We start from the raw sequence: 16,628 nt of genomic DNA on the forward strand, positions 1-16,628 counted from the left end.
GGGCCCGGGACTGTCAGTGGCGCCCGGTAGGTTGTGAAGCATGCGCATTGCCACCTGGAACGTGAACTCGATCACTGCTCGGCTGCCCAGGCTGCTCGCCTGGCTGGAGAGCAGCGGTACGGATGTGCTGTGCATCCAGGAGACCAAGACCACCGCGGAGCAGTTCCCCGCCGCCGAGCTGCGCGAGCTCGGCTACGAGTCGGTGGTGAACGCGACCGGCAGGTGGAACGGCGTCGCGCTGGTCTCCCGCGTGGGCCTCGACGACGTGACGACGGGGCTGCCCGGCGGTCCCGACTACGACGGGATCCAGGAGCCGCGCGCGATCTCCGCCACCTGCGGCCCCGCCCGGGTCTGGTCGGTGTATGTGCCGAACGGCCGCGAGGTGGACCACGCGCACTACGCGTACAAGTTGCAGTGGTTCGAGGCGCTGAAGGCCGCGGTCGCCGCCGATTCGGCGGGCGACCGGCCGTTCGCGGTCCTCGGGGACTTCAACGTGGCGCCGACCGACGCGGACGTCTGGGACCCCGCCCTGTTCGAGGGCGCCACGCACGTGACACCCGCCGAGCGTGCGGCGCTCGCCGCGCTGCGGGAGGCGGGCCTCTCGGACGTCGTGCCGCGGCCCCTCAAGTACGACCACCCGTTCACGTACTGGGACTACCGCCAGCTCGGCTTCCCCAAGAACAAGGGGATGCGCATCGACCTGGTGTACGGGAACGAGGCGTTCACGAAGGCCGTGACGGACTCGTACGTGGACCGTGAGGAGCGCAAGGGCAAGGGCGCGTCCGATCACGCACCGGTCGTGGTGGACCTCGACGTGTGACGTGAAGCGGTGAGCGGTGAGCGGTGAGCGGTGCCGCCGGGCCGGAGACTTACCTGCCGGCGGCGCCCGCCGCCCGTTCCCTACGGCTCAAGCACCCGCAGATCCACCGACTCCGCGATCGCGGCGAGCCCCGCGTCCCCCGGATGCAGATGGTCTCCGCTGTCGTACGCGGCCAGCATCCGCGCCGGATTCACCGGATCCCGCAGCACCGCGTCGAAGTCGAGGACGGCGTCGAAGTCATCGCCGCCCCGCAGATAGGCGTTGACCTTCACCCGCTCGGCATCCGCCGCCGCGGTGCACAGCGTCTCGCCCTGGCAGGGCGCGATCGTCGCGGCCACCACGCGCAGACCCCGGGCGTGCGCCCGCTCGGCGATCTCCCGCATCCCGGCGACGACTTGATCCGCCGACGCACCCCACCGCACGTCATTGACGCCTTCGAAGACGACGACCGTACGGGCCGACGTCTGGGCGAACACGTCACGGTCCAGGCGGTGCAGCGCGCTCACGCCGCCCGTGTCGGTGGAGACACCGTCGCCGGGGTAGCGGTCCGTGATCACGCGATTCGCCGAGATCCCCTGGTTGAGGACTCCAAAGCGCGGCACCTCGTCCTGCTGGAGCAGCCGTGTCGCAAGGACGTTGGGCCAGCGGTGGTTCGCGTCCTGCGTCGACTTCACGCCGTCCGTGACGGAGTCGCCGAGCAGCACCACGGACCCGGGACCACCGCCCACGTCGACCCCCGTGAGCAGCGGCCACGTAGAGATCATCGACGTGTACGCCGCCGGGGAGCCGTCGGCCGCGTGGTCGCCGGGGCCGCTCACGTACGAGCGCTGGATGGCCTGGCTGTGGACGGGCGCGGTCGTCACCGTCTCCGGGAGGTGGAAGCTCACCAGGAGATTGGTGTCCTCGGGCACATCGAAGTCGAGCGGATCGCTGAACGCCTGTGCCCCCGCGGGGATTTGGGTGCCCGCCTCGCCCCGGAACGACAGCCGCTCCGGCTCGCCCCGCGCCCCGGCACCGGCTTCCTGCACCGCCACCGTCGCGCTCCCGATCCGTACCGGCGCCGAGGCGAAGGTGTTGTCGAGCCGGATCCGCACCCGAGGTCCGCCCGTGCTGGTGTGGACGACGAGCCGCACGGTCCGGTCGGCCCACGGGCCCACTGCCGTGTACCCGGCCGTCGACGTCGACCAGCTGCCGGTCCACCCCTTGGCCGGCTGCCGCACGGAGAGCGAGAAGACGTGCAGATCCGGGGCGCCCGGGTCCTTCGGCAGGGTCACCGAAGCGACCTCGCGCCCGCGCGCCAGCGGCACGGTCACGGCGTACAGCCGTGCCTTCTCGGCGAGTTGGCCGCCCGGAGTGTTCACATGCGGCAGCGCGACCGCCTTCGTGGCGAGCGGGCCCGCGCGCCAGTCCGGTGCCGTCAGGCGGTACGTCCCCTTCGAACCGTCCCGGTAGCGCACCGTCCCCGTGCCGCTCGCCTCGCCGCCCGTGCCCGCGACCAGGAACGCCAGGGCGTCCCCGCGCCCGCGCACCCGTACGGACTGCCCGTCGGCGCGGACGTTGTCCGCCTCGCCCGCGGCCGTGCGGGGCAGGGTGAGCCGCGCCCCGTCCACCGCGAGCGAGCGGCCGGGTGTCCAGCCCGCCGCGTCGAGGTCCCGCGCCGACAGCGAGCCACCCGAGCCGTCGAAGTCCGCGTCGCCGGGGCGGGCGTCGTCACTGACCGCCCTGTTGTCGAAGAGCCGCTCCAAGGGGAGCGGCTCGGGTCTGTGCGGGGCGGCTTGCGCCGTCGCCACGGGGACGAGGCCGGCGAGTACCGCGAGAACGGCTGCCGCACCCCATGAACGCCGGCCTGGACGTTGGAGCATGAAGACCCCCATGGCTGTAGCTGACGCGACGACAGGTGCGCCATGAAGCTAAGGAGGTCGGGGAGAAGCGTCAATGAGGTGCGCGTGAACACGACCCGAACTCGCCGGGATGCCACGCACCGGCAGTTCGCCGACGCGTCGGGGCACTCGCATGATTCCGTGATCAACTGACGCAAGTTACATTCATGGGACCGGCGAGCAGAGGCACCCTCACGGAGAGGCCGATCATGAACATCTCCTTCTTCGGCAGGTGGCGCAGGCAGCAGTCCGCCGAACGGAGCCCAGGACTCGCCTCGGCGTTCGACGAGGATCCGGCCGGTGTGGCCGAACTGCTCTCCGAATGCGAGCTGCTGCGCTCCCAGGCGGCCACCGCCGGGCTCGAACTCGACGACTCCCCAGCCTCGTTGACCGCGCTCGACCAGCTCCTGCCGCGCTGGCGCGACGACCCCGAACTGCTGCCGTGGCTCGGCAACGACGCGGGTCTGTACCTCGGTTCGGTCATCGTCCGCAGGGTGCCCGGCGCCACCTGGCACGTCTGGCCCGGCGGCAGCCCCGTCGTGCGGCTCTCCTCGGGGCGGGAGATCCAGGTGGTGGAGGCGGGGCTCGACTGGGCGGTGCAGGGCGCTCCCGAGCTGTCCCAGGTCTACGCGGAGGCGTCGGAGACGTAGCCGCGGGATGACGTAAGTGCAAATACGGTTAATGCCCATAAGTGCGTGTCGTCCAGTAAGTCCCGTTTTCACGTGGATAGTTTGCGCGGACCGACACCGCTGAGAGTGGGCAGGGCAGGGCATGGCCGTCGATCCGCTGATCGAGCTGCGTGATGTGAACAAGTACTACGGGGAGCTGCATGTCCTCCAGGACATCAACCTCACCGTCGGCAAGGGGGAGGTGGTCGTGGTCATCGGCCCGTCAGGGTCGGGGAAATCAACACTCTGCAGGACGATCAACCGGCTTGAGACGATCCAGTCGGGAGACATCGCCCTGGACGGGCAGCCGCTTCCGGAAGAGGGCAAGGCCCTGGCCTCGCTCCGTGCCGACGTAGGCATGGTGTTCCAGTCCTTCAACCTCTTCGCACACAAGACAGTGCTGCAGAACGTCTCCCTCGCACCGGTCAAGGTGCGGGGCAGGAAGAAGGACGACGCCACGCGGCGCTCCCGCGAGCTCCTGGAACGGGTGGGCCTCTCGACGCAGGCCGACAAGTACCCGGCACAGCTCTCGGGCGGCCAGCAGCAGCGCGTGGCCATCGCACGCGCGCTCGCCATGGAGCCCAAGGTGATGCTCTTCGACGAGCCGACATCGGCCCTCGACCCCGAGATGATCAATGAAGTGCTCGAGGTCATGCAGGGACTCGCCGGCGACGGCATGACGATGGTCGTCGTCACCCACGAGATGGGCTTCGCCCGTTCGGCCGCCAACCGCGTCGTCTTCATGGACGCCGGCCGCATCGTCGAGGACCGGGCCCCCGAGGACTTCTTCAGCAACCCGGAGAGCGACCGCGCCAAGGACTTCCTCTCCAAGATCCTCAAGCACTGACGGGGGGACAGGCATGATGCGTACGACACGTCTGCTCGCGGCGCTCGTCCTCGCCGCCTGCGCCGCGACCGCCTGCGGCAAGGAGGGCAGCCCTCCGGTGAAGGGGCCGCAGCCCGACGAACTGCCCAAGTACCAGGTGGCCACGGGGTTCACGCTGCCGGCCTCCGGCACCTGGAAGAAGGCCAAGAGGCGCGGCCACCTCGTCGTCGGGGCCAAGGAGGACCAGCCGTTCCTCGGCGAGAAGAACCCCGCCACCGGGGCGTACACGGGATTCGACATCGAGATCGCCAAGATGATCTCGGCCTCGCTCGGCTTCGACCCGAAGTCGATCCGCTTCAGGACCATCGCGTCGGCGAACCGCGAGACCGCCCTGCAGAACGGGCAGATCGACTACTACGTCGGCACCTACACCATCAACGATCTCCGCAAGAAGCTCGTCGGCTTCGGCGGCCCCTACTACATGGCAGGACAGGGCCTGCTCGTGCGCTCCGACGAGGACGACATCAAGGGACCGCAGGACCTGGACGGCAAGAAAGTCTGCTCGGCGGCCGGGTCGACCCCCTTCCAGCGCATCCAGAAGGACTACCCGAAGGCGACGCTCGTCGCGTACGACACCTACTCGGTCTGTGTCGACAACCTGCTGACCTATCAGGTCGACGCCGTCACCACCGACGACGCCATCCTGATCGGCTACGCCGCCAAGGTGCCCGACGAGCTCAAGGTGGTCGGCAAGCCGTTCTCCGAGGAGCCCTACGGCATCGGCGTCCCCAAGGGCGACAACGCCCTGCGGTTCGCCGTCGACGACGCCCTCGCCGCCCGGGAGAAGAACGGCGACTGGAAGAAGGCCTACGACGCCACCCTCGGCCTCTCCGGGGTCCCTGCGCCGAAGCCGCCCGCCATCGACCGCTACCCGGCGAGCTGAGGAGGCGTCGTGGACGTACTGACAGACAACTTCTCCACCTTCGGCGAAGGGTTCCTCGGCACCGTCGAACTCACCGTCTACGCCTCCCTCCTGGCCCTCGTGCTCGGCTTCATCATGGCGTCGTTCCGGGTGGCACCGGTCGGCTCCTTCCGGGCGTTCGGCACGGCATGGGTGACGGTCCTGCGCAACACCCCGCTCACGCTGCTCTTCTTCGCGGTGCTGCTCGGGCTCCCTCGCTTCGGACTCGTCCTGCCCTTCAAGGTGTTCGCCGTCCTCGCACTCGGCTGCTACACCTCCGCCTTCATCTGTGAGGCACTGCGCTCGGGCATCAACACCGTCCCCAAGGGCCAGGGCGAGGCCGCCCGCAGCCTGGGGATGACCTTCGGGCAGACACTGTCCATGGTCGTGCTCCCGCAGGCCTTCCGGTCCGTCATCTCACCGGTCGGCTCCAACCTCATCGCACTGGCCAAGAACTCGGCGATCGCGGGCGCGTTCAGCGTCACCGAGCTGCTCGGCACGTACAAGACGCTCAGTGAGCTCGGCTACAACATCATCTGGACGTTCGTCTGGATCGCCGTCGGCTACCTGATCATCACCCTCGCCATCAGCGCCATCTTCAATGTCCTCGAAAAGCGCTGGGGAGTCGCCCGATGAAAGCCCTCTCCCACGATTCCACCGCCCTCTACGACGTACCAGGCCCGAAGACCGAGCGCAGACACAAGCTCTACGGGCTGCTGTCCACCGTGGTCCTGCTCGCCCTCGTCGGGTGGATCCTCTACCTGCTCTTCGACACCGACCAGTTCACCGAGACGAAGTGGATGCCCTTCGAGTACAAGGGCATCCAGGAACTCCTCCTGAGGGGCCTTGGGAACACCCTCAAGGCCTTCGCGATCTCCGCGGTGCTCGCGCTCGCGCTCGGCGGACTGCTCGCCATGGGGCGGCTCTCCGAGCACCGGCCGGTGCGCTGGCTCGCCACGCTCTTCGTGGAGTTCTTCCGCGCGATGCCGGTCCTGGTGATGATCTTCTTCGTCTTCGTGGCGCTGAAGGTCCAGCCGCTGCCGGCCCTGGTCACCGGGCTCACGCTCTACAACGGCTCGGTGCTCGCCGAGGTCTTCCGATCGGGCGTCAACTCCGTGGAGCGCGGGCAGCGGGAGTCGGCGTACGCGCTCGGCATGCGCAAGACACAGGTCATGAGCTACGTCCTGGTGCCGCAGGCCCTGCGGGCCATGCTGCCCGCCATCATCAGCCAGTTGGTGGTGGCTCTGAAGGACACCTCACTCGGCTTTCTGATCACCTATGAGGAGTTCCTCCACGCCGGGAAGCTGATCGCGTCGAACCTCGACTACGATCTACCTTTCATCCCCGTGGTTCTGGTGATCTCGCCGATCTACATCGGGATGTGCATGCTGCTCTCGTGGTTCGCCCAGTGGGTGTCCAAGCGACAGCGGCGCAATCCCAAGACCGAGGCCGCGGAAGTGGCACCGGCCGAACCAGGGACGCTGCTGCCGGGTGTGCAGTAGCTACAGGGGCCAGGGCCCGACCCGGCAGCAGCCGGTGATCACTGTTCGCGCAGCGGGACCGACACGTACGACGGGTCGGACGCGGGCGAGGAGAAGGTCAGCTGTGCGCCGGACGGGTTGTGCTCGATGTAGAGCGGGTCGACCGTGTCGACCACCAGGGCGAGCTTGTGTCCTGCCGGGACGTCGTAGGCCGTGGAGAACAACTCCAGGTCCACGCCGAACGGTTGGCCGGGGGTCTTGCCGTGGAAGGTGTACGGCGCGTTGCTGACCAGCTTGCCGAGGCCGAGCGGGCCCACGTCGTAGAGGTACGCGACGAGGGTGCCGCTCTCCTTGGTGCTGGTGAGCGTGGTGTGCAGCTTCGCCGTCCCGCGTACCCGCTGGTCCGTCGCGTACTTCTCCGACTGCCAGACGCCCGCGTAGCGCCGCGGAAGCAGCGGCATCGAGGCCATCGGCGGGACCTTGAGGAACTGGTCGAGGGTGTTCGAGAGCAGCACGGTGCCGCCGTTGGCGCCCGAGTCGACGTTCGTGCGGAGCGTGGTGGAGCCCGCCAGGTCGATCTTCTTCTTCGTCGCGCCGACGGACTTCCAGTCGGGGTAGCCCTCGTAGCCGCCGGTGGAGCGTGACTTGAGCTGGACGGGCTGCTCGCCGTCGACGCCGTTCTTCTCGCCCTTGAGGTAGCGGTCGAACCAGCGCTGGGTCGAGGTCCAGGTGTCGTTGGGCAGCCCGAACAGGCCGGTCAGCTCCGCGGTCGCGTGGTCGCCCGGACGGAATTCGAGGCGCTTGGGGCCCGTCAACTGCTCGTAGAACTCGGCGTATTGGTTGGGCGGGAAGATCGTGTCGCCCCAGGCGTTGCCCAGCATGACGGCCGCGCCGTTCTTGTTGATCTGATCGATGTAGGTCGCGGGGGAGCGCTTCTTGCCCCACGCGATCATCTCGTCCTCCTTGTCCAGGTTGGACCCGAGGAAGTCCTTGAGGGTCTGCTGGAGTTCGGGGCTCGGACGGCCCGTGAGGACACCGGCACCGCCGAGCAGCCCGGCGGCCTGGCGGTGCTGGGTACGGCCGCTGTAGATCGAGTCGATGAGGTTGCCCCAGCCGCTGAGGGCTGCCACGGCCTTGATCCGCTTGTCGTGCCCCGCGGCGAGCAGGCTGATGCCCGCGCCGTACGAGACGCCGCCCATGCCGATCTTCTCGGGGTCGGCCGGGGTGTTCTCCAGGGTCCAGTCGATGACCTTGGAGGCGTCGGCGATGTCCTCGGGACCGCCGGTCTCGATCTCGCCGCCGGACTGCCAGAAGCCGCGCGAGTTGTAACTGACCACGACATAGCCGGAGTCGGCGAGTTTCTGGGCCTGGGCGACGTACTCGATCTGCGGCATGGCCCAGCTGGTGGGCAGCACGATCGCCGGGTACTTCGTGCCATCAGCACCCGCCTTCGCGCCCTTGGGCGTGAAGACGTTGGCCTTGAGGATCGTGCCGCCGTCGCCGGGGATGTCGACGAAGCGTACGTCCGTCGAGCTCGCCGCCTGCGGGGTCGCGGCCGGAGCCGCCTGGGCCGCCGGAGCGAGCCCGAAGGCGGCGCCGGCGACGAGAGTCGCCGACACGGCGCCCACGGTGGTCGTACGCAGAGCCTTGCGCGGTTGTCCCACGGGTCACTCCTCACTTGTTCAAGCAAAGTGACCCGACGGTAACCTCGGGGCTTTACCGGGGGTAACCCGTCGGTAAGTTACGCCCCGGTAACGATTGTTGAGCTGCCTGCTTCCAGTGCGGCTTCCAGTTCGGCTTTCGGCTCGGCTGTCAGCTCAGCGCGCTCTTCGTCTGCCAGTCGGCCCAGGAGATGTTCCACTCGCCGTAGCCGTTGCCCGGATCGGGCACGCCCTTCGAGCCGCTGCCGGAGACCTCGAAGGGGTCGCCGACCTGGACCTGGCCGTAGAGCCAGGAGGCGTCGCCGTCGCTCATGCCGATGCAGCCCGAGCTGTGGTTGGTGTTGCCGAAGTACGAGGCGTTCCAGGGGGCCGCGTGCGCGTACATGCCCGACCAGGTAAGACGCATCGAGTTGTCGACCATCTTGTCGTAGGCGTCACCGAGGCCGACCGTCTCGGAGCGCATGTTGATCGTGCCCTCCTTGGCCATCAGGACGGACGTGCCGCCCCAGGACGCCTTGTCGCCGCCGGGGGTGCCCGCCGACATCGGGACGGTCTTGACGCTCTGCCCGTCGCGCACGAGCGTCGCCTGCTTGCTGTCGAGGTCGACCTTGACCTTCTGGCTCTTGCCGACCGTGAAGCCGGTCACGTAGTCGCGGACGAACCAGCCGCCGTCGGTGCCCGAGTCGATCCCGCCGAGGCGGGCGTCGAGCTTCACCTTCGTGCCGGACTCCCAGTACTCCTTGGGGCGCCAGTCGACGCGGTCCTTGCCGTCGTAGTTCTTGATCCAGCCCCAGGACCCGGTGGTGTCGTTCGAGGTCGTCACCTTCAGGTGCTTCTCGACCTCCGCCTTGTTCTTCACCGGGTGGTCGAAGACGACCGACAGGGGCTGCGCGACGCCGACCGTGGTGTCCTTGCCGGGCGTCAGGGACAGCTTGTTCACCTGCTCAGGGGTGGCCGTCTTGAAGGAGGTCCGCGCGCTGCCGCCCTCGTCCGTCGTCGCCTCGACCTTGTACGAGGTGCCGGGTACCGCCTTGCGGTCGGAGGTCCAGGTGGTGCCGTTCGCGGCGACCTTGCCGGTGAGCTTCGCGCCCTCGGAGTCGGTGACCTTGACCTGCTTCAGCTTGCCGTCGGCCAGCGTCACCTTGACCGGGGAGCCCGCCTTGGCCTGTTTGCCCTGCAAGTTGACGGATATGTCCGGCTTGTTCGCAGCGGTGTCCGCGGACGCGGGCGTGCTGCCCGAACAGGCGGTCAGCGTGGCGGCCAGCGCCGCGAGACCCGCGGCCGTGACCGCGGCCCCGGTGTGGCGGGGGCGTATGGGGCGTCGGCGACTCGGCGAGCTCAGGGGCCTCAAGGGAACGTACCTCCGTGCGAATGTGGAACTGCACGGTGAGAGGGCCATAGGTCCCGGTGGGTTGCCTCTTGCCCCGAATTTCCCGACTAGGTCACAGAGGCGGCGTATGAGCCGGGCGTGACCATCGGCGCTCGGTGATCGCGTGCCTACTTCGCGCGATGGGAGGTGCGCGGCGGCGTGATCGCCGGCGCCGGGGCCTGGGCCGCGCGCGTGACGTCACCGACGAGCTCGACGACGTCGGGACCGTACGCCTGGGAGTTGACGACCTTCAGGAGCAGGACGAAGGTGTTGGCGCCGTGCTTGCGGGCGAGGCGCTCGTGGTGCCGGGCGAGATAGCGGGTGGCCGCCTGGTTGGTGATCGCGCGCTGGCCGCAGAAGACGAAGACGGGTCTCGCCTCCTGGCCCTGCCCCGCGGTGAGCCGCGCGAGGATCACGTACTCCGTGATGCCGCCCTCCATGCGGTACCGCTCGCTGCCGATCTGGAACGCCCCGCGGTCCGGACCCGGCTCGGGGTCGGTGTTGATACGGACGCCGGGCAGCAGGGAGTGCAAGTGCGCGGCCATGCGGCGGTTGACGGCAGGGGAGCCGACGCAGAACTCCGTGCGCTCCCCGAAGCTCTGCTGGGCGGCGTCGTGCGCGACGAGCTGGGCGTGCGCCCCGCAGTCCTTGATCAGCGCGGCCAGTTCGAGCAGGGCGAACACGTCGTGGCGTACGACGGTGAGCTCGGGGCCGCCCGCCTCGCGGTTCACCACGAGCAGCGACTCGGAATTGTCGGGCAGCCCGAAGAAGGCCTGCTTGCGGCGGAGCTTGCGCCGCCAGAGGTAGGTACGGGCGAGCCAGCCCAGCACGGCACCGAGGCCGGCCGCGATCAGGCCGAGGACGATATTGCGCACGTCTTCAGTCATGGGGGCGCATGCTAGCGGGCTCTAGGACCCGTGTTCGAGGCGGTCCTGACGCGGCGGGGGAAGCGAAGTTACGCTGCGCGGACGGCTGTTGACTGGAGGTACGAATGCGTCGTGCTGTCGTACGGAATTTGACGCTATTGGCGGTCGGAGGGGTGTTGGTGTCGGTCGGGGCGGCCGTGCCCCCTTCGTCTCCGCGCTCGGCTGAAACGGCCTCGCCGCCCCTGTCCCCGTCCCCGGAGAAGGTCCCGGTGGCCGTCGGTTACGGCGGTGCCGTCTCCAGCGTCGACGCCGACGCGTCCGCCGCCGGGATCGAGGTCCTGAAGAAGGGCGGCAACGCGGTGGACGCGGCGGTCGCCACGGCGGCGGCCCTCGGCGTGACCGAGCCCTACTCCGCGGGCGTCGGAGGCGGCGGCTACTTCGTCCACTACGACGCGAAGTCCCGCAAGGTGAGCACGATCGACGGCCGCGAGACGGCCCCGCGGACCGCCGACTCCAGCCTCTTCCTTGAGGACGGCAAACCGATCCCCTTCGCCGACGCCGTCACCAGCGGCCTGGGCGTGGGCACGCCCGGCACCCCCGCGACCTGGCAGTCAGCGCTCGACAAGTGGGGCAGCAAGCGGCTCGGCACGCTTCTGAAACCCGCCGAGCGGCTCGCGCGCGACGGTTTCACGGTGGACGGGACGTTCCGTTCGCAGACCGAGTCGAACCAGAAGCGGTTCGCCGACTTCCCGGCCTCGGCGAAGCTGTTCCTGCCCGGTGGGGCGCTGCCCGTGGTCGGCTCGACGTTCAAGAACCCCGATCTCGCGCGGACGTACGAGGAGCTGGGGCGCAAGGGCGTCGGGGCGATGTACCGCGGTGGCATCGGCAAAGACGTCGTACGGACCGTGAACAAGCCGCCCGTGGACCCTGCGTCGGGGAGGGTGGCCCGGCCCGGCGATCTGTCCGCGAAGGACCTGAAGGCCTACGCGGTGAAGCGGCAGGCGCCGACGAAGACCTCCTACCGGGGGCTCGACGTGTACTCGATGGCGCCCTCGTCCTCCGGCGGCACGACCGTCGGTGAGGCGCTCAACATCCTTGAGCGGACCGACCTTTCGAAGGCCTCGAAGAAGAAGTACCTGCACCGGTTCATCGAGGCGAGCCGTGTCGCCTTCGCCGACCGCGGGCGATGGGTGGGCGACCCGGCCTTCGAGGACGTACCCACGAAGGAACTGCTCTCGCAGGAGTTCGCCGACTCGCGGGAGTGTCTGATCCGCGACGACGCGGTCCTGAAGAGCCCGCTCGCGCCGGGGAACCCGCGGAACCCCGCCGCGTGCGAGTCGGGTGACAAGGCCGCACCGACCACGTACGAAGGGGAGAACACGACGCACCTCACGTCAGCCGACAAGTGGGGCAACGTCGTCGCCTACACCCTGACCATCGAGTCGACGGGTGGCAGCGGGATCACCGTGCCGGGGCGCGGGTTCCTGCTCAACAACGAACTGACCGACTTCTCCTTCGCGCCGGCCGATCCGGCCGTGCACGACCCGAACCTGCCGGGTCCGGGCAAGCGGCCCCGGTCCTCGATCGCGCCGACGATCGTCCTTGAGAAGGGGAAGCCGGTCGTCGCCCTTGGCTCGCCGGGCGGAGCGACGATCGTCACGACCGTCCTGCAGACCCTCACGGGATTCGTCGACCGTGGCCTTCCGCTCGTCGACGCGATCGCGGCACCGCGCGCGAGTCAACGGAACGCCGCACAGACCGAGTTGGAGCCCGGCCTGTGGGGGAGCCCGCTGCGGGCCGACCTGGAGGCGATCGGGCACTCCTTCAAGCAGAACCCGGAGATCGGGGCGGCCACCGGGGTACAGCGGCTGCCCAATGGCAAGTGGCTCGCGGCGGCGGAGAAGGTGCGTCGCGGTGGCGGGTCGGCGATGGTGGTGCGGCCGGAGTGAGGCAGTGCCGGGCGGGCTCGCGAGGGCCCGCCCGGCGTGGCTCAGCGGGCCGCGCAGTTCTGCTCCAGCTCGTTGGCCGCCCAGCGGATCGGCCCCTCCGGATCGTCGTGGAGGTAGCGCAACACGGGCAACGCCTCGCGTACCGCGGCAAGTTGGGCGTCGCCCCTGCCGCCGCGGGCCTGGTGCACGTCCGCCAGGTCGGCGATCAGGAGGAGCAGCGTGCTGCGGGAGCGGTTGTCCGGGTCCGTCATGAGCTCGACCAGGAACGGGATGGCCGGGACGGCCGCGGTCGATGACGCCTCCTTGGAGACGAGGAGGCGGTAGAGGTCGTGGACCGCGTCCATGGCCGTCTTCTTGTCGTCCGACGTCACCTTGCCGATGAGCTCGGGGATCATGTGGCCGGGGCCGCGCGCGGTCCAGAGCGAGCCCCAGTCGACGCTCTCCAGGCGCAGTTGGAGATCGCGGTGCGGCCACAGCTTGGCCAGGTCGAGGCGGAGAGCGGCGGTGGACTCCGCGTCGGTGACATGCAGCGTGCCGTCCGCGTCCAGGCCGAGGAACTTGATGCCGGTGCCGAGGCGGAGGTTGGCCACCGCGTCGGAAGCCAGGTCCCAGACGCGCACCAGGCCGTCCGCCCAGGCCGCGGCGAGCGCGGGCCCGGTGGGCAGGACCGCGGAGGCGAGTGAGGCGACCGGGATGCTCCTGCGGGCGAACGGCGCGCGCAGCGGCTTGCGGCGGGTCGACCAGTAGCGGATCACGCCGTGCGCGTCGCCGCTCAGGACCAGACGGGCGCCGCTCGCGAGCTCCACGCAGGTCACCGAGGTCACCGGGGCGCGGTGCAGGGCGAGGGTGATGGTCTCCGGGTCCTCGTCGTCCGTCTCGCGGACGTGCACGCGGCCTTCGCTGTCGCCCGCGACGAGCAGCGTCGGACCCTGCAGCGAGGCCACCGCCCTGAGCGTGCCCGGGGCCTCGACGAGCCCGGCCGCCGCTCCGGCCACGACAGGCGGCTGAGGGTGCTCGCGGGTCAGGACCGTCCACCGGCCACGTGGGTCGGCGTCCCCGGCGGCGAGCGCTACCGGGCCCAAGTCCTCCAGCGGCGGGGGCACTTCAGCGGGCGGGCGGATGTCCTTGTCCGTCCACTCCAGGCCCAGCGTGCGAGCGACGTCGAGCAGCGCCTCGCGGGTGCGGGCGTTGATCACGATCTTGAAGTCGGCACCGGGGCCGCGGCCGTGACGTATGACCGCGTCCGGAGCGCCGTAGGAGAGCGCGTCGGTGCCCATCCCCTGCCAGGGCAGCAGGCCCAGTTCGCGGTACGAGGACTCCAGGCGGCGTACGACCTCGGGGTCGGCGTCCACGGTGTCGCGGCCGAAGCGCAGCGTCCAGCCGTAGTGCGCGGGCATCCGCTCGAAGGCCAGCTGCATCAGGAACTCGGAGAGCGAGCGGCTCTGCTCCACCCACTCGCCGCCGATGCTCACGAAGACCCGGGGGTCGGGGAGTTCGGCCTCGGCGGCGAGATAGCCCCACTCGTGGGCGTAGTGGTACTCGGACATGAACACGCAGACGCGCGTGTCCGCCGGGTGCGTGGCCGCTACGTGCGTGTCCGCGTCGAGCTCGGAGATCTTGGGCGGCCACTGCGTGTGGACCCAGTACAGGCGCGGGTTGAAGGCGAAGGAGTTGAGCGGGGAGTCCCACCATTCGTTGAGCGCCTGGGGGATCGGCAGGGCCCAGTCGATGCCGTGCCTCTTGTTCTCGCCGCCCCAGCGGGAGTGGCCGGGCTCGCCGCCCGGATCCTCGTAACCCCACTCCCGCTGTACCTCTTCGAGCAACGACCAGCGGGAGCATTTCTGTTGACGCTCCAGCCGTTCGGCGAACTGTCCGTAGTCAATGATCTCGTGTGTCACCGGGGCATCGTACGAATGATCTACGTGACGGATGTCCGCACGGAGTCACAGTGCTGTGAGGATGCGAGGCCCCTCCGTCCGGAGCACTATGCGCGCCAGTGCCCCGCGTGGCCTGCGGCGAAGTCCAGGAACCGCCGGGCTTCGCGGCCCGTGATCGTCCGCACGGCGGGGTCGACCCGGTTCTCCGCGCCCCGCGAGATCCCCTCATCCATGGCGGCGAGCATGCGGGCGAAGTCCTCGGGGATCCCCGAGGCGACGAGCCGCGCACGGAACTCCGCGGCCGGGACCGGCCGATGCCGCACCTCGCGCCCCGAGGCCTCCGAGATCACCGCGGCGGCATCGCCGTAACTGAGCGTCTCCGGCCCGGTGATCACATGCGCGGCGTTGTGCGGCAGCGCGTCGAGCAGTGCGTGTACGGCGACGTCCGCGATGTCCGCCGCGTCGACGAACGCCACCCGGCCCTGCCCGGTGGCCGTGAAGATCTCCCCCGTGGCGCGGATGCTCTCGGCGTGGAGATGGCTGGAGGTGATGAAGTTCTGCATGAACCAGGACGGGCGCAACACCGCCCACTCCGGGGCCAGTTGACGCAGCGCACCGTGGACCTCGCCGACGCCGGGGTCGCCTTCCTCGATGGCGGAGGAGCTCAGGAGCACGAAGCGACGTACGCCGGAGCGCAGGGCGCGCTCCAGGAACGGCAGCATCAGGCGGGCGGGCTCGGCGTCCCCGACGGGCGGTACCAGGTAGACGGCGCCGACGCCGTCGAGCGCCGGCCCGTGGGTGGCGGGGTCGGCCCAGTCGAAGCGGACCTGCCGGGTCCCGGGGGCCGGGCGGCGGCTGCCCGCGCGGACAGGCAGGCCTCGGTCGGCGAGGGTGGCGGTGATGCGGCTGCCGGTGGTTCCGGTGCCGCCGGTGACGAGGAGGCCGGTGGGGCGCGCACTCATCGGGCGTCTCCCGCGAGGGTGTTTCCCACGGGGGCGTTTCCTGTGCGGGGGCCGCCCACGGGGATCTCCCCGTCAAAGGCGTCAGCCGCCAGTGCGCCGTTCCAGTAGTCGCGGAAGCGGGTGATCCGGCCCTCGTGGACGGTGACGACCTGGATGTACGGCATGTCGAAGGGGCGCCCGGTGGCGACCGCCCTGCCGGTGCCGCGCAGCTCCACGACGATGGTCTCGGGGTCTTCGGTGCGGTGGACGGTCAGGTCCTCGAAGCTCCTCAGGTCGATGTGGTCGGGGTAGTCGGCCATGTATCCGCGCACGGCGTCACGGCCGACGAGCCGGTGCGGGGCTCCGGGGAGCGCGAAGGGGAACTCGAAGACTCCGTCCGGTGCCCAGAGGGCGACCCAGCCGTCGATGTCCTTGGCGAGCAGGAGGTCGAGGGAGTGGGTGAACACGTCGGTCGCCGACGGGTGTGCCGATGGGGCGGGGTGTGTCGTCGTCATGGTGGCGACGTTAACCTGACCCTGGGTCCGTTTACAAGTACCGGACCTCGGGTCGACTTATGCTGGGGTCCGCTCGTCCCGCTCACCGAGGAGGAACCATCACCGCCCGCAAGGAGAGAGCCGACTCCGTCCGCAACAGGGCCGCACTGCTGGCCGCCGCCGCCCGGCTGTTCAAGGACGCCGATGACCCCGACAGCGTCAAGATGGCCGACATCGCCCAGGCCGCCGGAGCCGGCAAAGGCACGGTCTTCCGGCACTTCTCCGATCGCATCGGCCTGGTCAGGGCGCTGGTCGTCGAGGAGACGCAGCAGCTGCGCGACCAAGTAACCGACGGGCCGCCGCCGTTGGGCCCGGGCGCGCCGGTCGCCGAGCGGCTGCCCGCACTCATGGCCGCGCTCCTCGACCTCAAGTTGAAACAGCGCGCGCTGATGCTGGCCCTGGAGCGGGCGGGCACCGGAAGCCCCTACCTCAACCCGGCCTACGACCTCTGGCACTCCGAAGTCGCCGGGATGCTGTCCGGCGTACACGGACGCGAGGACGCCGACTACCTCGCGCACGCCCTGCTCGCCGCCGTCCGCAGCGACCTGGTCGAGCACGTGACCAGCCAGGGCGCGAGCCCCGGGCAACTGCACTCGGGGCTGCGGAAGCTCTGCGCCTCGGTTCTCGCTCACAGCGTGGACGGCGGCGTGTGAGGCGCTGTGGTGCGGCCGGAAAACTGCGTGTAGTCGTCCCGTAACACGACTGGTGTTATCTTCCGCACCGGAAGACTCCAGGCTCCATGGGGCGGTGCTGGCTCGGATGGCAGTAGGACAAC

Annotated in this window: 15 protein-coding genes; 8 read left to right on the forward strand and 7 right to left on the reverse strand. The window is 69.7% G+C overall.

The genetic code is table 11. The features are described from left to right. The first annotated feature begins 40 nt into the window (after positions 1-40). A complete protein-coding gene (locus tag E5671_RS36535; RefSeq protein ID WP_160508161.1) occupies positions 41-820 on the forward strand; it encodes an exodeoxyribonuclease III in 780 nt (259 codons plus the stop codon). An 80-nt stretch (positions 821-900) separates the two neighbouring features. On the opposite strand, the gene E5671_RS36540 is transcribed toward E5671_RS36535, so the two are convergent. Continuing rightward, positions 901-2,682: an SGNH/GDSL hydrolase family protein gene (locus E5671_RS36540; protein ID WP_160508163.1), complete on the reverse strand. Its 1,782-nt coding sequence runs from the start codon at positions 2,680-2,682 to the stop codon at positions 901-903. 227 nt (positions 2,683-2,909) lie between these two features. Between E5671_RS36540 and E5671_RS36545 the strand changes: the two genes are divergently transcribed. From E5671_RS36545 to E5671_RS36565, 5 genes are all read left to right on the forward strand, one after another. Further along, the gene (locus E5671_RS36545) at positions 2,910-3,350 is read left to right on the forward strand and encodes a DUF6278 family protein (RefSeq protein ID WP_160508165.1); all 441 of its coding nucleotides are present in this window, start codon (positions 2,910-2,912) and stop codon (positions 3,348-3,350) included. 121 nt (positions 3,351-3,471) lie between these two features. Next, positions 3,472-4,215, forward strand: coding sequence for an amino acid ABC transporter ATP-binding protein (locus E5671_RS36550; RefSeq protein ID WP_160508167.1), 744 nt, complete (start codon positions 3,472-3,474; stop codon positions 4,213-4,215). Positions 4,216-4,231: 16 nt separating this feature from the next. After that, positions 4,232-5,137, forward strand: coding sequence for a glutamate ABC transporter substrate-binding protein (locus tag E5671_RS36555; RefSeq protein WP_160510641.1), 906 nt, complete (start codon positions 4,232-4,234; stop codon positions 5,135-5,137). Positions 5,138-5,146: 9 nt separating this feature from the next. After that, a complete protein-coding gene (locus E5671_RS36560) occupies positions 5,147-5,791 on the forward strand; it encodes an ABC transporter permease subunit (RefSeq protein WP_160508168.1) in 645 nt (214 codons plus the stop codon). Beyond that, positions 5,788-6,657, forward strand: a complete 870-nt coding sequence (locus tag E5671_RS36565; RefSeq protein ID WP_160508170.1) for an amino acid ABC transporter permease — start codon at positions 5,788-5,790, stop codon at positions 6,655-6,657. Before E5671_RS36560 ends, E5671_RS36565 begins: the two co-directional genes overlap by 4 nt. A 38-nt stretch (positions 6,658-6,695) precedes the next feature. On the opposite strand, the gene E5671_RS36570 is transcribed toward E5671_RS36565, so the two are convergent. The 3 genes from E5671_RS36570 to E5671_RS36580 form a co-directional block, all read right to left on the reverse strand. Continuing rightward, complete coding sequence (locus tag E5671_RS36570; protein ID WP_160508173.1) at positions 6,696-8,300, reverse strand: alpha/beta fold hydrolase; 1,605 nt, start codon at positions 8,298-8,300, stop codon at positions 6,696-6,698. A gap of 148 nt (positions 8,301-8,448) precedes the next feature. After that, on the reverse strand, positions 8,449-9,696 hold the full coding sequence (locus tag E5671_RS36575) for a L,D-transpeptidase family protein (RefSeq protein ID WP_160508174.1): 1,248 nt from the start codon (positions 9,694-9,696) through the stop codon (positions 8,449-8,451). A gap of 98 nt (positions 9,697-9,794) precedes the next feature. Continuing rightward, positions 9,795-10,553, reverse strand: a complete 759-nt coding sequence (locus tag E5671_RS36580) for a hypothetical protein (RefSeq protein WP_202121405.1) — start codon at positions 10,551-10,553, stop codon at positions 9,795-9,797. 104 nt (positions 10,554-10,657) lie between these two features. Here E5671_RS36580 and ggt point away from each other — a divergent pair, with 104 nt between their 5' ends. Continuing rightward, positions 10,658-12,481, forward strand: coding sequence for a gamma-glutamyltransferase (gene ggt / locus E5671_RS36585; RefSeq protein ID WP_160508176.1), 1,824 nt, complete (start codon positions 10,658-10,660; stop codon positions 12,479-12,481). A 41-nt stretch (positions 12,482-12,522) separates the two neighbouring features. Here ggt and E5671_RS36590 read toward each other — a convergent pair whose 3' ends face one another. The 3 genes from E5671_RS36590 to E5671_RS36600 form a co-directional block, all read right to left on the reverse strand. Beyond that, the gene (locus tag E5671_RS36590; protein WP_160508178.1) at positions 12,523-14,379 is read right to left on the reverse strand and encodes a WD40 repeat domain-containing protein; all 1,857 of its coding nucleotides are present in this window, start codon (positions 14,377-14,379) and stop codon (positions 12,523-12,525) included. Between the two features lie 86 nt (positions 14,380-14,465). Beyond that, a complete protein-coding gene (locus E5671_RS36595; protein WP_160508182.1) occupies positions 14,466-15,320 on the reverse strand; it encodes an NmrA family NAD(P)-binding protein in 855 nt (284 codons plus the stop codon). Continuing rightward, positions 15,317-15,814 carry a nuclear transport factor 2 family protein gene (locus E5671_RS36600; RefSeq protein ID WP_160508184.1) on the reverse strand — a complete coding sequence of 166 codons (498 nt, stop codon included), beginning with the start codon at positions 15,812-15,814 and terminating at the stop codon, positions 15,317-15,319. Before E5671_RS36600 ends, E5671_RS36595 begins: the two co-directional genes overlap by 4 nt. Positions 15,815-15,873: 59 nt before the next feature. Here E5671_RS36600 and E5671_RS36605 point away from each other — a divergent pair, with 59 nt between their 5' ends. Continuing rightward, complete coding sequence (locus tag E5671_RS36605; RefSeq protein WP_202121406.1) at positions 15,874-16,506, forward strand: TetR/AcrR family transcriptional regulator; 633 nt, start codon at positions 15,874-15,876, stop codon at positions 16,504-16,506. Positions 16,507-16,628: the final 122 nt, after the last annotated feature.

It is taken from the genome of Streptomyces sp. BA2 (genome assembly GCF_009769735.1).
In the GTDB taxonomy this organism is placed as follows: Bacteria; Actinomycetota; Actinomycetes; order Streptomycetales; family Streptomycetaceae; genus Streptomyces.